Consider the following 14,022-nt stretch of genomic DNA (forward strand, 5'->3'; position numbering starts at 1 on the left):
ACGTTCCGCGCTGAGCAGAACGCGTGAGGGCAACCGACCCCGAGGAGCTAGGTTCGAGCACATGGGAGACATCGTGCGGTTCCCCGATCCCGCGACCGGTCGCCTCGCCCGCCCGGCGGACGAGTCGGCAGACCAGGCGCCCGAGCCGCTGTGGCGCGAGCTCGTCGGACGCGAGCTGCACCGCGAGCGCCGGCGGCGCGGCGAGCGGCTCGTCGACGTCGCGGGCCGCGCGGGAGTGTCGGTGCAGTACCTCTCCGAGGTGGAGCGCGGCCTCAAGGACCCGTCGTCGGAGATGCTGCACGCCATCGCCGGCGCGCTCGAGCTGAGCGTGCGGCGGCTCGCGGTGCGTGCCGGCCGACCGGACGCCCTCGCCCTGGCCGCCTGACCCGCCCGGGCCCGCCCCGTCGGCGCCCTCCCCGCCCTCCCTGCCCGCCTGTCAGCCCAGCGCCGGGCCCTGCTCGTGCAGCACGGTGTCGACGATCCCGTAGTCCACGGCGGCCGCTCCCGGCAGCACGAGCGTCCGGTCGGTGTCCTGCCGGATCTGCTCCGCGGTGCGGCCCGTGTGCCGGGCCAGCACCTCCTCGAGCAGCAGCCGCACGCGTGCCACCTCGTCGGCCTCCAGGATCAGGTCGGGGATGGTGCCGCGTCCCTGGGTGGCGGGCTGGTGCAGCACGACCCGGCCGTGGGGCAGGATCGCGCGGCGACCGGGTGCTCCGCCGGCCAGCAGGACCGCGGCGGTCCACGCGGCCTGTCCGACGCAGACGGTCTCGACCGGCGGCCGCACGAACTGCATCGCGTCGTAGACGGCCAGCATCGCGGTGATCGACCCGCCGGGCGAGTTGACGTAGAGGCTGATCGGGAGCTCGGAGTTCTCCGAGGCGAGGTGGAGCAGCTGGGCGATGACCGTGTTGGCCACGCCGTCGTCGATCTCCGTGCCGAGGTAGACGATCCGCTCGGACAGCAGGCGGGAGTAGAGGTCGAGGGTGCGCTCGCCGCGCGGCGTCTGCTGCACGACGTACGGGATCGCGTAGCTGCTCATCGCACACCCGCCAGGCCGACGGTGCGGGCGCGCGCCGGCGTCACGTGGTCGACCGAGCTGATCACCTGGTCGACGAAGCCGTAGGCCAGGGCGTCGGGAGCGCTGAACCATCGGTCGCGGCGCGAGTCGCGCTCGACGGTCTCGCGGTCCTGCCCCGTGTGCTCGGAGATCAGCCCGAGCACGGTGTCGCGGGTGTGCCGCAGGTCGTCGGCCTGGATCTCGATGTCGACGGCCGTGCCGCCGATGCCCGCGGATCCCTGGTGGAGCAGGACCCGGGAGTGCGGCAGCGCGTAGCGCTTGCCGGGTGTGCCGGCGGAGAGCAGGAACTGCCCGGCGCTGGCGGCCATGCCCATCGCGAGCGTGCTGACGTCGTTGGGGATCAGCCGCATGACGTCGTGGACGGCGAGCATCGACGACACCGAGCCGCCCGGGGAGTTGATCCAGAGGCTGATGTCGGCGCGGGGATCCTCGGCCGACAGGAGCAGCAGCTGGTGCATGAGGCGGTTGCCGTTGTCCTCGCGCAACTCCTCGCCCAGGACGATGATCCGCTGGAGCATCAGGCGGCGGACGAGCTCGTCCTCGATGCCGGAGGTGGTGTGGGTGGTCATGCCGCCAGCCTGACGGGCGCCGGGCGTGCGCCACAGGGCGTTCCGCGGGGGGCGGATCCGCTCCGGGCGGAGCCGGCTCAGTCGATCGGTGCGGAGGTGTCGCACACGAGCGCCGCCGGCGCACGCGTCAACCGACGCGCACTCCGCTACGTTGCTGCTCCATGTCGACAGTCTCGGAGACCCAGGAAGAACGCGGCCTCGCCCGCCTCGCCCAGCGCAGCGCCGCATGGACCGAGAAGTGGTTCCCCGACGCCTACGTCTTCGCCCTCGCCGGCGTCGTGCTGGTGTCGGTCGCGGCGATGGTCAACGGCTCGAGCCCGGTCACGGTGGCGGAGACCTTCGGCGGCGGCTTCTGGGACCTCGCGACGTTCACGCTGCAGATGGCGATGGTCGTGCTGACCGGCTACGTCGTCGCCACGTCCCCGCCGGTCGCGCGGATCATCGAGCGCATCGCGCTCTACCCCTCGACGCCGCGCGGTGCCGTGGCGTTCGTCGCGCTGCTGTCGTGCGTGGTGTCGATGCTCAACTGGGGGCTCAGCCTGGTCTTCAGCGGCTTGCTGGCCCGGGCGATCGCGCGCCGCGCCGACCTGCGCGCCGACTACCGGGCGCTCGGCGCGGCGGCCTACCTCGGCCTCGGCGCGGTCTGGGCGCTCGGCCTGTCCTCGTCCGCCGCCCAGCTGCAGGCGACCCCGGCGTCGCTGCCGCCGGAGCTGCTCGAGATCACCGGTGTCCTCGACTTCGGCGCGACGATCCTCACCTGGCAGTCGCTCGTGATGGCGGTCGTCCTCATCGTCCTCAGCGTCGCCGTCGCCTGGGCGTCGGCGCCACAGGGCGACGCGGTCCGCACGGCCGAGGACATGGACGTCGACCTCTCCGACGAGGTCGAGCCGATGGCGCCGCGCACCCGTCCCGGCGAGCGCCTCGAGTACTCGCGGGTGTTGCCGGCCCTCGTCGGGCTGCTGACCCTCGGCTGGCTCGTCCACCAGCTCGCGACCCTGCCCTTCCTCACCGTGATCAGCAGCCTCAACGGCTACCTCATGGTGTTCCTGATCCTCGGCCTGGTCCTCCACGGCACCCCGCGCGGGTTCCTCAACGCGGTCACCAAGGCCGTGCCGACCACCGCCGGCGTGCTGGTGCAGTTCCCGCTGTACGCCGCGATGGCCGCCGTGCTGACCCGCGCCGAGGGCCGCGGCGGGATCACCGTCTCCGAGCACCTCGCCGACCTGTTCACCGACATCGGCGGCGGCGGCGCGTTCGCCGTCGTCATCGCGATCTACACGGCGCTGCTCGGGCTCCTCGTCCCGTCCGGTGGGGGCAAGTGGCTGGTGGAGGCGCCGTACGTCATGCAGTCGGCCACCGACGTCGGGATGAACCTCGGCTGGACGGTGCAGATCTACAACGCCGCCGAGGCGCTGCCCAACCTGGTCAACCCGTTCTTCATGCTGCCTCTGCTGGCGGTGCTCGGGGTGCGTGCCCGCGACCTCGTCGGATTCACCTTCCTGCAGTTCGTCTTCCACCTGCCGGTCGTGCTGATCCTGCTGTGGCTGCTCGGGATGACCTTTGAGTTCGTCCCGCCCGTGATGCCCTGACCGGGCGCCGACGCGTCAACGCCGCAGCCGGATGCGGATCGGTCCGGCGGCCGCGGCCGGGTCGACGACCCGGCCGCCCTGGGTGATCTCGACCCGGCCCCGGTCGACGAGGCGACGGGCCGCCCGGCGCGCCGGCTCCATCAGCTCGCGCCACGAGTCGGCGTCGCCGACGGCCCGCGCCGCGTCGGACGGGCAGATCGTCGAGGTGGGGCCGCGGCGGGCCAGCAGCTCGAGGATGCTCGCCTCGAGCCGCCGATCCACATCGGCCGTCGCGGGCCGGCCCGACGGCGCGTCGGGTGTCGGGTCGCCGGGCATGCCCCCAGCGTGCGCCGCTCGCGCCGCTCCGACCTCACCCCCATGGGCACGGTCCGGCATAGCCGGCCCGGATCGGTGGTTGTGCCCTCTGTCCGTTCGACCTTCATCCGAGAGGCAGTCCCATGCGCGCACTCGTCCAGCCCAGGTTCGGCGACCCCTCCGAGGTGCTCTCGGTCCAGGAGGTGCCCGACCCCGAGCCCGGCCCGGGCCAGGCCCTCGTGCGCGTGCTGCTCTCGCCGATCCACAACCACGACCTCTGGACCGTGCGTGGCAGCTACGGCTTCAAGCCCGAGATGCCGGCCCGTGCCGGCACCGAGCTGGTCGGCGTGGTGGAGGCGCTCGGCGAGGGCGTCGACGGTCTCACCGTCGGCCAGCGCGTCGCCACGGGCGGCACCTTCGGCGCCTGGGCCGAGCGGGTCGTCGCCCCGGCAGCCGGGCTGACCCCCGTGCCCGACGGCATCAGCGACGAGGCCGCCGCGCAGCTGGTCTCGATGCCGTTCAGCGCCATCGCGCTGCTCGACTTCCTCGAGGTCTCCGAGGGCGACTGGATCGTGCAGAACGCCGCCAACGGCGCGGTCGGCCGCCTGGTCGCCCAGCTGGCCGCGGCGCGCGGCGTCAACGTCCTCGGCCTCGTCCGCCGCTCCGACGGCGTCGGCGAGCTGCGCGAGCAGGGCATCGAGCGGGTCGTCGCGACCGACGACGACGGCTGGCGCGAGCGGGTGCGCGAGATCGTCGGCGAGGCGCCCGTCGTCGCCGGCGTCGACTCGGTCGGAGGCACCTCGGCCGGCGACGTCGTCTCCCTCCTGGCGGAGGACGGGGTGCTGGTGGTCTTCGGCGCCATGGCCTCGCCCACGATGGAGATCAGCTCGGGTGACGTGATCTTCAAGCAGGTCGTCATCAAGGGCTTCTGGGGCAGCAAGGTCTTCCCCGCCATGGCGCGCGACAAGCGGGCAGCGCTGATGGGTGAGCTGGTCACCGGCATCGCGTCCGGGACGCTGACGCTGCCGGTCGAGAAGGTCTACGGCCTCGACGAGATCGCCGACGCCGCGCGTGCCAGTGCGGCGCCGGGGCGACGCGGCAAGATCCTGCTGCGCCCGTGACACCACGCCGCGGGGTCACGCGCGCCCGACGCCGCGGCCCCTAGGCTGGGCGCACGGGGCGCGAGGAGCGACCCGACGGCCACCGAACGACGGGACGGGGACGATGATGAGGCGTGGTGTGGGAGCGGCACTCGCCGTGACGGCGGGCGGGCTGCTGCTGGCCGCGTGCGGCACCGGCGTCACGCCCACCGGGGTGAGCGCGACCGATCCGCCCGCCACCGAGCCCACCAGCGAGCCCACCGAGCCCAGCACCGAGCCGCCGAGCGAGCCCAGCACGGAGCCGGCGACCGAGCCCAGCACGGAGCCGCCGACCGAGCCCAGCACGGAGCCGCCGACCGAGCCGGCGACGCCCGACGGGCCCGCATTCGGTCCGGCCACCGAGGTGCAGCTCAGCGAGCCCTCCGGCGAGTGGGACCTGCAGCTGGCCGACGTGCGCCTCGGCGAGCACGACGGCTTCGACCGGCTGGTGCTGGAGCTCGCCGGCAGCGGTGCGCCGGGCTGGGCCGTGGAGTACGCCGACCAGGCAGTCGCCGAGGGCAGCGGTGAGGTCGTGCCGCTCGAGGGTGACCGCGTCCTGACGATCAGCGCGTCCGGCACCGCCATGCCCGAGCCGGGGTCCTACGAGACCCCCCGTCGCCTCGGCCCGTCCGGTGACCTGGCCGAGGTCCGCGTCGGCGGCTGGTTCGAGGGATACCTCCAGGTGTTCGTGGGCCTCGACGGCGACGCGCGCCCCTTCCGGGCGTTCGCGCTCACCGATCCGCCGCGCCTCGTCGTCGACGTCAGCCACCCGCCCTCCTGACCGGGCCGCGGCGCCTCACCCACCCACCGGTCAGCCGACCCGCATCTCGCCGAGCTCGTTCCAGCCGTCCTGGTCGACCTCGGTGCTCACGATGTCCGGGGTGCGGGTCAGGTACTGCGGGAGCTCGGCCTGGGCGGCCTTGAAGTGCTCCGAGCCGACGTGGGCAGCCCCGGCCGCACCGTCGCGGAAGGCCTCGACGAGGACGTACTCGTGGGGGTCGGCCAGGCTCCGCGACCAGTCGAACCACAGGCAGCCCTCCTCGGCGCGCGTCGCCTCGGTGAAGGCGCGCGAGATCTCGGGCCAGTCGTCGGCGTGATCGGGCTTCACGGAGAACTTCGCGGTGATGAAGATCAAGGTCTCACTCCTGGGGTGGACGGGGTTGTCACCCCCGAGCCTAGGACGCTGGCCGCTCGCTATCGTGGGCGCATGACCGGCCCGGCGCACCCCACCGCCCGATGACCCGGTCCCGTCGCCTGCTGCTCGTCGTCGACGCGCCGTCGCTGCTCCACCGCAACCACCACGCCCGCTCGCACACCGGGCTCCGCGACCGCCAGGGCCGGCCCATCTGGGCACTGCACGGGATGCTCCGCCAGATCCTCGAGTCGATCGACTCGTTCGCCCCCGACGCCGTGGTCTTCGGCCTCGACGACCGCACGGGCTCGCTGCGGCGCGACCGCTACCCCGACTACAAGGCCGGGCGGGCCGAGAAGGACCCCGAGCTCGTCGACCAGCTCGACCGGGCCGGTGCCCTCCTCGACGCGCTGGGGCTCGCGACCGTGACCCCGGCCGGGCTGGAGGCCGACGACGTGAACGCGTCAGGGGCCACCTGGGCCACCGCCAACGGCTGGGACTGCGTGATCATCACCTCCGACCGCGACGCCTTCGCGCACATCAGCCCCCACACCCGGGTGCTGCGCCTGATCGACGGCGGCATCCACGGCTCGCCGATGCTCACCCCCGCGCGGCTGTTCGACCTCTACGGGGTGCGCCCGGCCAACTACCTCGCGTTCGCGGCGCTGCGCGGCGACTCCAGCGACAACCTGCCGGGCGTGCAGGGCATCGGCGAGAAGACGGCCGCGATCCTGCTCGACGTCGCCGGGTCGATGGACGCCGCCTGGGCCGACGTCGACCACAACGACGGCGACGGGCTGCGTGCGGCCCTCGACGACTGGGCGGCCGAGACGGGCGGTCGCCGCGTCGGCAGCACCGTCGTACGCCGGCTGCGCGCCGACGGCGCCCGCGAGCGCTACGACTTCAACGTCGCGATGATGTCGGGCCGCGACGACCTCGACCTCGGGCTCACCCCCGACGTGCCCGGCTCGCGCGGGCTGCTGCCGCTCGACCTCGACCGGGTGACCAAGGTGGTCGGCTTGCTCGACAACGACTTCACCACCGACTTCGCGGTGCGGGTGCTCACCGGCCGGCCGGCGTCAGGCTGACTCCCGCCGCTCATCTCCCGACTCATCTCCCGACTCATCTCCCGACTCATCGCCCGACTCATCGCCCGACTCATCGCCCGCCTCGTCGAGCCGCGCCCGGAGCCGGTCGACCTCGTCCTCGAGGTCCAGCACCCGGGCGACGCCGGCGAGGTTGAGCCCGTCGGCCAGCAGGTCGCGGATCCGCGCGAGGCGCGCGACGTCGTCGGCGCTGTAGAGCCGGGTGCCGCCCTCCGTGCGGTCGGGGCGCAGCAGCCCGCGCCGCTCGTAGACGCGCAGGTTCTGGATCTCCATCGAGACCATCGAGGCCGCCACCGAGATGGCGTACACACCGTGGTCGTCAGCCGCCACGCGGGCACCTCCTCGGGTCGTCGGGATCGCGTCCCTCGTCGGTGTCGCGAGGGGCTTGCACCAAGTCTGACAGATGGGCTATAAGAAACCTATAACCATCAATACAGGTTGTGGACCCACGGTCCACCCGGCACCGAACCAGGAGGAGACGATGTTGCTTCGCACCACTGACCCGTTCCGTGACCTCGACCGGCTCACCCAGCAGCTGCTGGGCACGACCAACCGTCCCGCGGTGATGCCGATGGACGCCTGGCGCGAGGGTGACCGCTTCGTCATCGAGTTCGACCTGCCCGGCGTCAACGCCGACACCATCGACCTCGACGTCGAGCGCAACGTGCTCACCGTGCGCGCCGAGCGCGTCGCCCGCAACGGCGACTGGGAGCCGCTGGCCTCCGAGCGCCCGCGCGGCGCGTTCAGCCGCCAGCTCGTGCTGGGCGACAACCTCGACCTCGAGCGGATCGAGGCGTCCTACACCGACGGCGTGCTGCGGCTGATCGTTCCGGTCGCCGAGAAGGCCAAGCCCCGCAAGATCGAGATCACCCAGACGGGATCGGGGCGCGGCAGCGAGCACGCCGAGCTGAGCGCCTGATCCTCGCCCGATCCGTCGCCCGATCCCTCGCCCCTGGTCGCGGGACCGCAGCCCTTGCGCAGTGTGCTGCGGTCTCGCGACCGCTCCACGTCCGGACCCGGCAGACCACGGCGGCGCCGCGATCAGTTGCCGCTCGTCACCACGATCGGCACGACGACGGCGGTCATCATGGCCACGTTCATCGCCGCCACGGCCTTCGCCACCGCCTCGCCGGCGACGACGTCGGTGGAGATCTCCGCGATGCGCCGCTTGAGGCCCTTCCTGCCCAGGGCCCCCGACTCGTCCTCGAGCACCTTCGGCGCCACCTCGAGACCCTGCAGGATGCAGAGCAGGCTCGCGTCGGCGGGCGTCGGGGTGCTGCCCAGCAGGACCGCACGCAGCCGCTCGCGGACCCGTCGCTCCGGCTCGGGATCGCGCACGGGGTACTTCTCCGGCACCAGGCCGAGCGCGCGCTTCTCCTCGATGTCGATCGTCCCGGCCGCCTCGAGTGCCACCGCCACCTCGCGCTCGACGGCGAGCTTGCCGTCGGTCACCAGCGACGACAGCTTCTTGCCGTCCTTCTGCTCCAGGCGCGCCATCGCCGCGTCGAGCGCCGGGTGCCCGACCGGTCCCGGCACGAGCACCGTCATCCGGGGGTCCTTGTCGTCGCTCAGGGTGATCCGCCCCGCGACCACCAGGTCGGTGACGACGGCCGCGGCCAGGCCGTAGCCCCGGTGCGCCATGGCGCTCTCGGGCTTGCCGTCGTCGCGTCGCAGCAGCAGGAACAGCTCCTCGCAGATCAACATGGCGCTCAGACTAGGTCGCCCGCTGATCGGCGGGATCCGCCTCCTGGTGGAGATCCAGCGACAGGATCCGCGCCGTGAGGTCCACCGCTGGACCGAGGAGCAGGATCACCGCGAGCGTCCCCACCCCCACGGTCGCGCCGAGCAGCCAGCCGCCCAGCGCTCCCCCGCCCTGCACGACGCTGTAGCTCCACCGGAAGGGCACCGGCGGGTCCCACGCGAGAGCTGCCGCCTCCGCCGGACCGGCGCCGGTGTAGCTGCCGAGGTAGAGCGCGATGCCCACCGCGAGCACCGGGAACGCCGCGACGAGCAGCGCCACGCGCCACCCCAGCGCGTCCGGCGTCGCCAGCAGGTCGAGCACCGCCGACACGACGATGCCCACGAGCACCACCTGCACGACGGTGCCCACCCCCGGGCGGACCCCGCGCAGCATCGCCAGCAGCACCAGCACCACGCCGACCACCAGGTTGACGATCCAGAAGGCCACCCCGGAGGTGAGGGTGAGGCCGTTGACGAACGTCGAGTACCCGTCGGAGCCCAGGTCGGCCGCCAGCAGCAGCGCGACGCCGGTGCCGAGCACGACGCACCCGACGAGGAGCATGGCCGTACGCCGGGGGCTGGGGATCACGGGCGACAGCATCGCAGGGCCCGTCGTGGGGTCGGTGCCCTGGCAGCGATGTGGACGGCCGCACCCGTCTTCCACGACCGGGCGGCTGCGTCGTACGTTGGCGACCCCCTGACTCGGAAGGCACCCACCCCCATGCGCTCTCGGCACGCCCGCCTCGCCCTCGCCGCCGTCGCGGCCCTCACCGTCGCCGGACTCGGCGGGCCCGCGCTCGCCTCGCCGGCCGCAGGGCCGGGCGGCACAGCCAGCGCCAAACCCGGCAATCCCACCAAGCCCGGCAAGCCCGGCAAGCCGCCCCGGTCCACCGAGGTCCGCTTCGCCACCTTCAACGCCTCGCTCAACCGCGGCACCGAGGGCGGGCTGGTCGCCGACCTCTCGACGCCCGGCAACCCGCAGGCCGCCGGAGCCGCGGAGACGATCCAGCGCGCCGACGCCGACGTGGTGCTGGTCAACGAGTTCGACTACGCGCCGGACGGTGAGGCGGCCGAGCTGTTCCGCGACAACTACCTCGCCGTGGGCCAGAACGGCGCCGCCCCGGTGGACTACCCCTACTACTACGTCGCGCCGAGCAACACCGGCGTGCCGAGCGGCTACGACCTCGACAACAACGGCGTCGTCGGCGTCCCCGGCACCCAAGCCGGCGGCGACGACTCCCTGGGGTTCGGGCTGTTCCCCGGCCAGTACGGCATGGTCGTCTACTCGAAGTACCCGATCGCCACCGACGAGGTGCGCACCTTCCAGCGATTCCTGTGGAAGGACATGCCGGGCGCGGTGCTGCCCGACGGCTGGTACTCCCCCGCCGAGCTCGACGTCCTCCGGCTGTCCTCGAAGTCGCACTGGGACGTGCCGATCCGCATCCCGGGGCGCAAGCCGGTCCACTTCCTCGTCTCCCACCCGACGCCGCCGAGCTTCGACGGCCCGGAGGACCGCAACGGGCGGCGCAACCACGACGAGATCCGCTTCTGGGCCGACTACGTCAGCGGCGGCCGGGCTGCGTCCTACATCTACGACGACGAGGGCGCCACGGGTGGCCTCGGTCGCGGCCAGGACTTCGTGGTCGCCGGAGACCAGAACGCCGACCCGTTCGACGGCGACTCCTACGCCGACGCGATCCTCCAGCTGCTCGACCACCCGGGCATCCAGGATCCCCACCCCACCTCGGCCGGCGCGGTCGAGGCCACCGCACGCGACCGGGGCGCCAACCTCACCCACACCGGCCCGGCGGCCGAGGACACCGCCGACTTCGCCGACAACGCCCCCGGCAACCTGCGCGTCGACTACGTGCTGCCGAGCAGCCGCCTCGCGGTCGCGGGCGCCGGCGTGTTCTGGCCGGTCGCGGCCGACCCCCTGTTCCGCCTCGTCGGCACCTACCCGTTCCCGGTCACCGACCACCGCCTGGTCTGGCTCGACGTGCGGACCGGGCACGGGCACGGGCACAGCAACGGGCACGGGTACGGGCACTGACGGTCCCCGAGGGGCCGGCGGACGTTCACGCACTGTCCACCCGCCGGTCCCTCGAGGCGTCACCCCGGATGAGGAGAGTCGGGCCGTCCGCCCGTCCCACTCCTCCGGAGGCCGCCATGCCCGAGCGCCCCACGCAGCACCCCACCCCGAGCCCCACCCGTGCCCCGCTGCCGATGGCGGGGCTCACCCACGGTGCCCGCAGCGCGGTGACCTGCCACCTGCGGTGCGGTGACGCCTGCGCGGCCCCGGCGCCCAACACCACCGAGACCACCTACTTCCGCGACATCGCCGCGACCGTCCTCAGCCGCCGCTCGGTGCTCGGCACCGGCCTGTCCGTCGCGGCGCTCACCGCCGTGCCCGTGGCGCACGCCGCAGCCACCCCGCGCCCGCCCGCCGGCCCGACTCCGGGCAAGGGCGGGCACGGCAGGCCCGGCCGGCTTGCCTTCACCCCCATTGCGCCCGCCGCGACCACCGTCGACGACGTCACGGTGCCCGCCGGATACCGCTGGAACGCCATCGTGCGGTGGGGCGACCCGATCCTCCCTGGCGCCCCGGCGTTCGACGGCAGCCGCCAGACGCCCGAGGCGCAGGCCGGCCAGTTCGGCTACAACAACGACTACCTCGACATCATCGAGACCAACCGCGCCGGCACCGAGGCGCTCCTGGTGTGCAACCACGAGTACACCAACGAGGCCATCATGTTCCCGCCCGGCACCGACCAGCAGACCGTGGTGCGCACGGCGTGGGCCGCGCACGGCATGTCCGTCGTGCAGCTGCGCCGTCGCCGCCGCGGGGACGTGTGGACCTACGTCCCCGGGGCGCCGCTGAACCGGCGCATCACCCTCGAGACCCCGTTCGCGGTCGACGGTCCCGCCGCCGGGTCCGACCTGCTGAGGACCGCGGCCGACCCGTCCGGGCGCACCGTGCGCGGCACCATGAACAACTGCGCGGGTGGGACGACGCCGTGGGGCACCGTCCTGTCCGGCGAGGAGAACGTCAACCAGTACTTCCGCGCCACCGGCACCGACCCGCGGGAGACCCGCTACGGCCTCTCCCCCACCCAGGACTCGCGCAACTGGCGCTCGGTCGACCCGCGGTGGGACGCGACCACGGCCGACTACCGCAACGAGCCCAACCGGTTCGGCTGGATCGTCGAGGTCGACCCGACCGACCCGAGCTCGACGCCCGTCAAGCACACCGCGATGGGTCGCTTCAAGCACGAGGGCGCCAGCGTGGTCGTCAGCTCCGACGGGCACGTCGTGGCCTACATGGGCGACGACGAGCGCTTCGACTACGTCTACCGGTTCGTCTCGCGCGACACCATGCGCCGCGGCGCCGGGACGAAGGCCCGGCGGCACAACCTCCGGCTGCTGTCCGAGGGCGACCTGTCGGTGGCCCGGTTCAGCGGCGACGGCCTCGCCGACGGGGTGAGCGACGGCACCGGGGAATGGATCCCCCTCACCCGCGGCGGCCGCTCGATGGTGCCCGGCTTCTCGATCGAGGAGGTGCTCGTCTACACCCGCCTCGCCGCCGACACCGTGCAGCCGACGAAGATGGACCGTCCCGAGGACGTCGAGCCCAACCCGCACAACGGCCGCGTCTACGTCGCCTGCACCAACAACACCGACCGCGGCAAGGTCGGCAAGGAGGGACCGACCGAGCCCAACCCGCGCGCGGCCAACAAGGACGGCCACGTGGTGGAGATGATCCCCACCGGCGGCGACCACACGGCCGACACGTTCGGCTGGAACCTGTTCCTCATCTGCGGCGACGCCTCCTCGGCCGGGCGCTACTTCGGCGGCTGGACCGGGCCGGTCTCACCCATCTCCTGCCCCGACAACGTCGCCTTCGACAGCCGCGGCAACCTGTGGGTCTCCACGGACGGCCAGCCCAGCGCCATCGGGCTCGGCGACGGGCTGTTCAAGGTGCCGGTCGAGGGCCCCGAACGCGGTCGCGTGCAGCAGTTCCTGGCAGTGCCGACGGGGGCGGAGACGTGCGGCCCGGTGATCCGCGACCGGGACGACTCGGTGTTCGTCGCCGTGCAGCACCCCGGCGAGGACGGCTCGTGGGCGGCGCCGCAGTCCCGCTTCCCCGACTACGTGCCCGTCGGCGCGCGGCCCGTGGCCGGGACGTTCGCCGGCCCGCGGCCGGCCGTCGTGCAGGTCACCCGCGCCTGAGGACTGCGGGCGGGCTCCCCACGAGCGCCCGCGGCCCGCACGTGCGCGACGGCTCGCGGGGCAGGTCAGACGTAGTCCTTGGCCACGTAGCGGCCGTCGGGGGTGATCGGGTCGTCGACGTTGATCGCCTCGACGGCCTCGGTGAGCTCGGCCTCCGCCAGCGGCGGGCGCCGGTCGAGGTGGATGCCGGCGATCATGCACCGCACCGACCCGCCGGCCAGCTCGATGGTCGGGATCTCGACCGAGACGATCTCGCACGTCTCCTCGATGGCGGCCACCTGCGCGGGGCGCAGCGAGCGTCGGGCGCGGCCCGACATCGCCATCACGTAGCGACGCCTGCCGTCGGGCGTACGGCCGCACAGCTCGACGGCGTTGCCGGCGAACTCGCGCACCTGCGCCTCGGTGAGCTCGACGATGGTCCGCCCGGTGACGGCGAGCCGCTCGCGCACCTGCTCGCGGCGGTGCTCGTCGGGGATCATCTCCAGGGCGATCAGCGCGACGTCGGTGCCGATGCAGGCCAGCACGTTGGTGTGGTAGACCGGCACGCCGTCGGAGTCGACGGCGTCGAAGGCCATCGGCTCGTAGTTGAAGTCGGTGCAGAAGCGCTCGAGCACGGCGACATCGGCGCGGTGGCTGCGCGCGGTGTAGGCCACCCGCGAGACGTGGTCGAGCACCATGGCGCCGGTGCCCTCGAGGAAGACGCCGTCGGGCTCCAGGCCGGAGTAGTCGATGATCGCCTGCACGCGGTACTCCGACTTCAGCAGCTCCAGGACGTCGGCACGCCGCTCGTGGCGGCGGTTGGAGGCGTACATCGGGTAGACCGCCACGGTGCCACCGGCGTGGGTGGACACCCAGTTGTTGGGGAACACGCTGTCGGGGCGGGTGTGGTCGTCGTCGTCGAAGACGTGCACCCGTACGCCGACGTCGCGCAGCGCCGCGGCCAGCGCGTCCATCTCGGCCAGCGCCTTCTCGGCCGTCGTGTAGTCGGTCTGCCCCGCGGGGGCCTCGGACTGGAACGCGTTGTCGGCCGCGGTCGCGGGGTTGGGGACGAAGCTGGTCGCGCGGACGAGGATCACCGCGGTTGGGGCCTGGGCACTCACGGGAGGAATGTAGGCCACGGCCCCGCGACGCCCGGAGGCGCGGCGACC

The 14,022-nt window shown here is 73.2% G+C and carries 16 protein-coding genes; 8 read left to right on the forward strand and 8 right to left on the reverse strand.

The window, feature by feature from the left end:
- The first annotated feature begins 61 nt into the window (after positions 1 to 61).
- Positions 62 to 385: a helix-turn-helix domain-containing protein gene (locus tag AC3X7Z_RS13150; RefSeq protein WP_489976193.1), complete on the forward strand. Its 324-nt coding sequence runs from the start codon at positions 62 to 64 to the stop codon at positions 383 to 385.
- A gap of 51 nt (positions 386 to 436) precedes the next feature.
- Here AC3X7Z_RS13150 and AC3X7Z_RS13155 read toward each other — a convergent pair whose 3' ends face one another.
- Positions 437 to 1,039 carry a ClpP family protease gene (locus tag AC3X7Z_RS13155; RefSeq protein WP_186341856.1) on the reverse strand — a complete coding sequence of 201 codons (603 nt, stop codon included), beginning with the start codon at positions 1,037 to 1,039 and terminating at the stop codon, positions 437 to 439.
- On the reverse strand, positions 1,036 to 1,647 hold the full coding sequence (locus AC3X7Z_RS13160; protein ID WP_489976194.1) for a ClpP family protease: 612 nt from the start codon (positions 1,645 to 1,647) through the stop codon (positions 1,036 to 1,038). The genes AC3X7Z_RS13155 and AC3X7Z_RS13160 overlap by 4 nt, the downstream gene beginning before the upstream one ends.
- Before the next feature lie 161 nt (positions 1,648 to 1,808).
- On the opposite strand from AC3X7Z_RS13160, the gene AC3X7Z_RS13165 reads away from it, so the two are divergent.
- The gene (locus AC3X7Z_RS13165; protein ID WP_186341854.1) at positions 1,809 to 3,236 is read left to right on the forward strand and encodes a short-chain fatty acid transporter; all 1,428 of its coding nucleotides are present in this window, start codon (positions 1,809 to 1,811) and stop codon (positions 3,234 to 3,236) included.
- Positions 3,237 to 3,251: 15 nt separating this feature from the next.
- Here the strand turns inward: AC3X7Z_RS13165 and AC3X7Z_RS13170 are convergent, their stop codons facing one another.
- Positions 3,252 to 3,551, reverse strand: a complete 300-nt coding sequence (locus AC3X7Z_RS13170) for a DUF3253 domain-containing protein (RefSeq protein WP_489976195.1) — start codon at positions 3,549 to 3,551, stop codon at positions 3,252 to 3,254.
- A 122-nt stretch (positions 3,552 to 3,673) separates the two neighbouring features.
- On the opposite strand from AC3X7Z_RS13170, the gene AC3X7Z_RS13175 reads away from it, so the two are divergent.
- Both AC3X7Z_RS13175 and AC3X7Z_RS13180 read left to right on the forward strand, forming a co-directional pair.
- Positions 3,674 to 4,651 carry a zinc-binding dehydrogenase gene (locus tag AC3X7Z_RS13175; protein WP_186341852.1) on the forward strand — a complete coding sequence of 326 codons (978 nt, stop codon included), beginning with the start codon at positions 3,674 to 3,676 and terminating at the stop codon, positions 4,649 to 4,651.
- A gap of 118 nt (positions 4,652 to 4,769) precedes the next feature.
- Positions 4,770 to 5,450, forward strand: coding sequence for an AMIN-like domain-containing (lipo)protein (locus AC3X7Z_RS13180; RefSeq protein ID WP_489976196.1), 681 nt, complete (start codon positions 4,770 to 4,772; stop codon positions 5,448 to 5,450).
- A 30-nt stretch (positions 5,451 to 5,480) separates the two neighbouring features.
- Here AC3X7Z_RS13180 and AC3X7Z_RS13185 read toward each other — a convergent pair whose 3' ends face one another.
- Positions 5,481 to 5,804 (reverse strand): putative quinol monooxygenase, encoded by a 324-nt coding sequence (locus AC3X7Z_RS13185; protein ID WP_489976197.1) that lies wholly within the window; start codon positions 5,802 to 5,804, stop codon positions 5,481 to 5,483.
- Between the two features lie 101 nt (positions 5,805 to 5,905).
- On the opposite strand from AC3X7Z_RS13185, the gene AC3X7Z_RS13190 reads away from it, so the two are divergent.
- Entirely contained in the window at positions 5,906 to 6,889 is a 984-nt protein-coding gene (locus AC3X7Z_RS13190; protein ID WP_489976198.1) for a 5'-3' exonuclease, read from the forward strand.
- On the opposite strand, the gene AC3X7Z_RS13195 is transcribed toward AC3X7Z_RS13190, so the two are convergent.
- Complete coding sequence (locus AC3X7Z_RS13195; RefSeq protein WP_489976199.1) at positions 6,881 to 7,237, reverse strand: MerR family transcriptional regulator; 357 nt, start codon at positions 7,235 to 7,237, stop codon at positions 6,881 to 6,883. The genes AC3X7Z_RS13190 and AC3X7Z_RS13195 overlap by 9 nt on opposite strands.
- 151 nt (positions 7,238 to 7,388) lie before the next feature.
- On the opposite strand from AC3X7Z_RS13195, the gene AC3X7Z_RS13200 reads away from it, so the two are divergent.
- Positions 7,389 to 7,826, forward strand: coding sequence for an Hsp20/alpha crystallin family protein (locus AC3X7Z_RS13200; protein WP_186341847.1), 438 nt, complete (start codon positions 7,389 to 7,391; stop codon positions 7,824 to 7,826).
- Positions 7,827 to 7,948: 122 nt separating this feature from the next.
- Here the strand turns inward: AC3X7Z_RS13200 and AC3X7Z_RS13205 are convergent, their stop codons facing one another.
- Positions 7,949 to 8,611, reverse strand: coding sequence for a GOLPH3/VPS74 family protein (locus AC3X7Z_RS13205; protein ID WP_489976200.1), 663 nt, complete (start codon positions 8,609 to 8,611; stop codon positions 7,949 to 7,951).
- A 10-nt stretch (positions 8,612 to 8,621) separates the two neighbouring features.
- A complete protein-coding gene (locus AC3X7Z_RS13210; RefSeq protein ID WP_489976201.1) occupies positions 8,622 to 9,236 on the reverse strand; it encodes a DUF6198 family protein in 615 nt (204 codons plus the stop codon).
- A gap of 132 nt (positions 9,237 to 9,368) precedes the next feature.
- Between AC3X7Z_RS13210 and AC3X7Z_RS13215 the strand changes: the two genes are divergently transcribed.
- Both AC3X7Z_RS13215 and AC3X7Z_RS13220 read left to right on the forward strand, forming a co-directional pair.
- Positions 9,369 to 10,697 (forward strand): endonuclease/exonuclease/phosphatase family protein, encoded by a 1,329-nt coding sequence (locus AC3X7Z_RS13215; RefSeq protein ID WP_489976202.1) that lies wholly within the window; start codon positions 9,369 to 9,371, stop codon positions 10,695 to 10,697.
- Positions 10,698 to 10,813: 116 nt separating this feature from the next.
- Complete coding sequence (locus tag AC3X7Z_RS13220) at positions 10,814 to 12,874, forward strand: PhoX family protein (protein ID WP_489976203.1); 2,061 nt, start codon at positions 10,814 to 10,816, stop codon at positions 12,872 to 12,874.
- A gap of 65 nt (positions 12,875 to 12,939) precedes the next feature.
- On the opposite strand, the gene ctlX is transcribed toward AC3X7Z_RS13220, so the two are convergent.
- Positions 12,940 to 13,974 (reverse strand): citrulline utilization hydrolase CtlX, encoded by a 1,035-nt coding sequence (gene ctlX / locus AC3X7Z_RS13225; RefSeq protein ID WP_186341843.1) that lies wholly within the window; start codon positions 13,972 to 13,974, stop codon positions 12,940 to 12,942.
- Positions 13,975 to 14,022 lie beyond the last annotated feature (48 nt).

Source organism: Nocardioides sp. Z24_21 (genome assembly GCF_058134345.1).

Bases quoted from the DNA above. Each gene is read 5' to 3' on its own strand.
- AC3X7Z_RS13160 (WP_489976194.1), bottom strand. From the start codon at position 1,647: ATGACCACCCACACCACCTCCGGCATCGAGGACGAGCTCGTCCGCCGC.
- AC3X7Z_RS13215 (WP_489976202.1), top strand. From the start codon at position 9,369: ATGCGCTCTCGGCACGCCCGCCTCGCCCTCGCCGCCGTCGCGGCCCTC.
- AC3X7Z_RS13170 (WP_489976195.1), bottom strand. From the start codon at position 3,551: ATGCCCGGCGACCCGACACCCGACGCGCCGTCGGGCCGGCCCGCGACG.
- AC3X7Z_RS13165 (WP_186341854.1), top strand. From the start codon at position 1,809: ATGTCGACAGTCTCGGAGACCCAGGAAGAACGCGGCCTCGCCCGCCTC.
- AC3X7Z_RS13190 (WP_489976198.1), top strand. From the start codon at position 5,906: ATGACCCGGTCCCGTCGCCTGCTGCTCGTCGTCGACGCGCCGTCGCTG.
- AC3X7Z_RS13205 (WP_489976200.1), bottom strand. From the start codon at position 8,611: ATGTTGATCTGCGAGGAGCTGTTCCTGCTGCTGCGACGCGACGACGGC.
- AC3X7Z_RS13175 (WP_186341852.1), top strand. From the start codon at position 3,674: ATGCGCGCACTCGTCCAGCCCAGGTTCGGCGACCCCTCCGAGGTGCTC.
- AC3X7Z_RS13200 (WP_186341847.1), top strand. From the start codon at position 7,389: ATGTTGCTTCGCACCACTGACCCGTTCCGTGACCTCGACCGGCTCACC.
- AC3X7Z_RS13155 (WP_186341856.1), bottom strand. From the start codon at position 1,039: ATGAGCAGCTACGCGATCCCGTACGTCGTGCAGCAGACGCCGCGCGGC.
- AC3X7Z_RS13220 (WP_489976203.1), top strand. From the start codon at position 10,814: ATGCCCGAGCGCCCCACGCAGCACCCCACCCCGAGCCCCACCCGTGCC.
- AC3X7Z_RS13150 (WP_489976193.1), top strand. From the start codon at position 62: ATGGGAGACATCGTGCGGTTCCCCGATCCCGCGACCGGTCGCCTCGCC.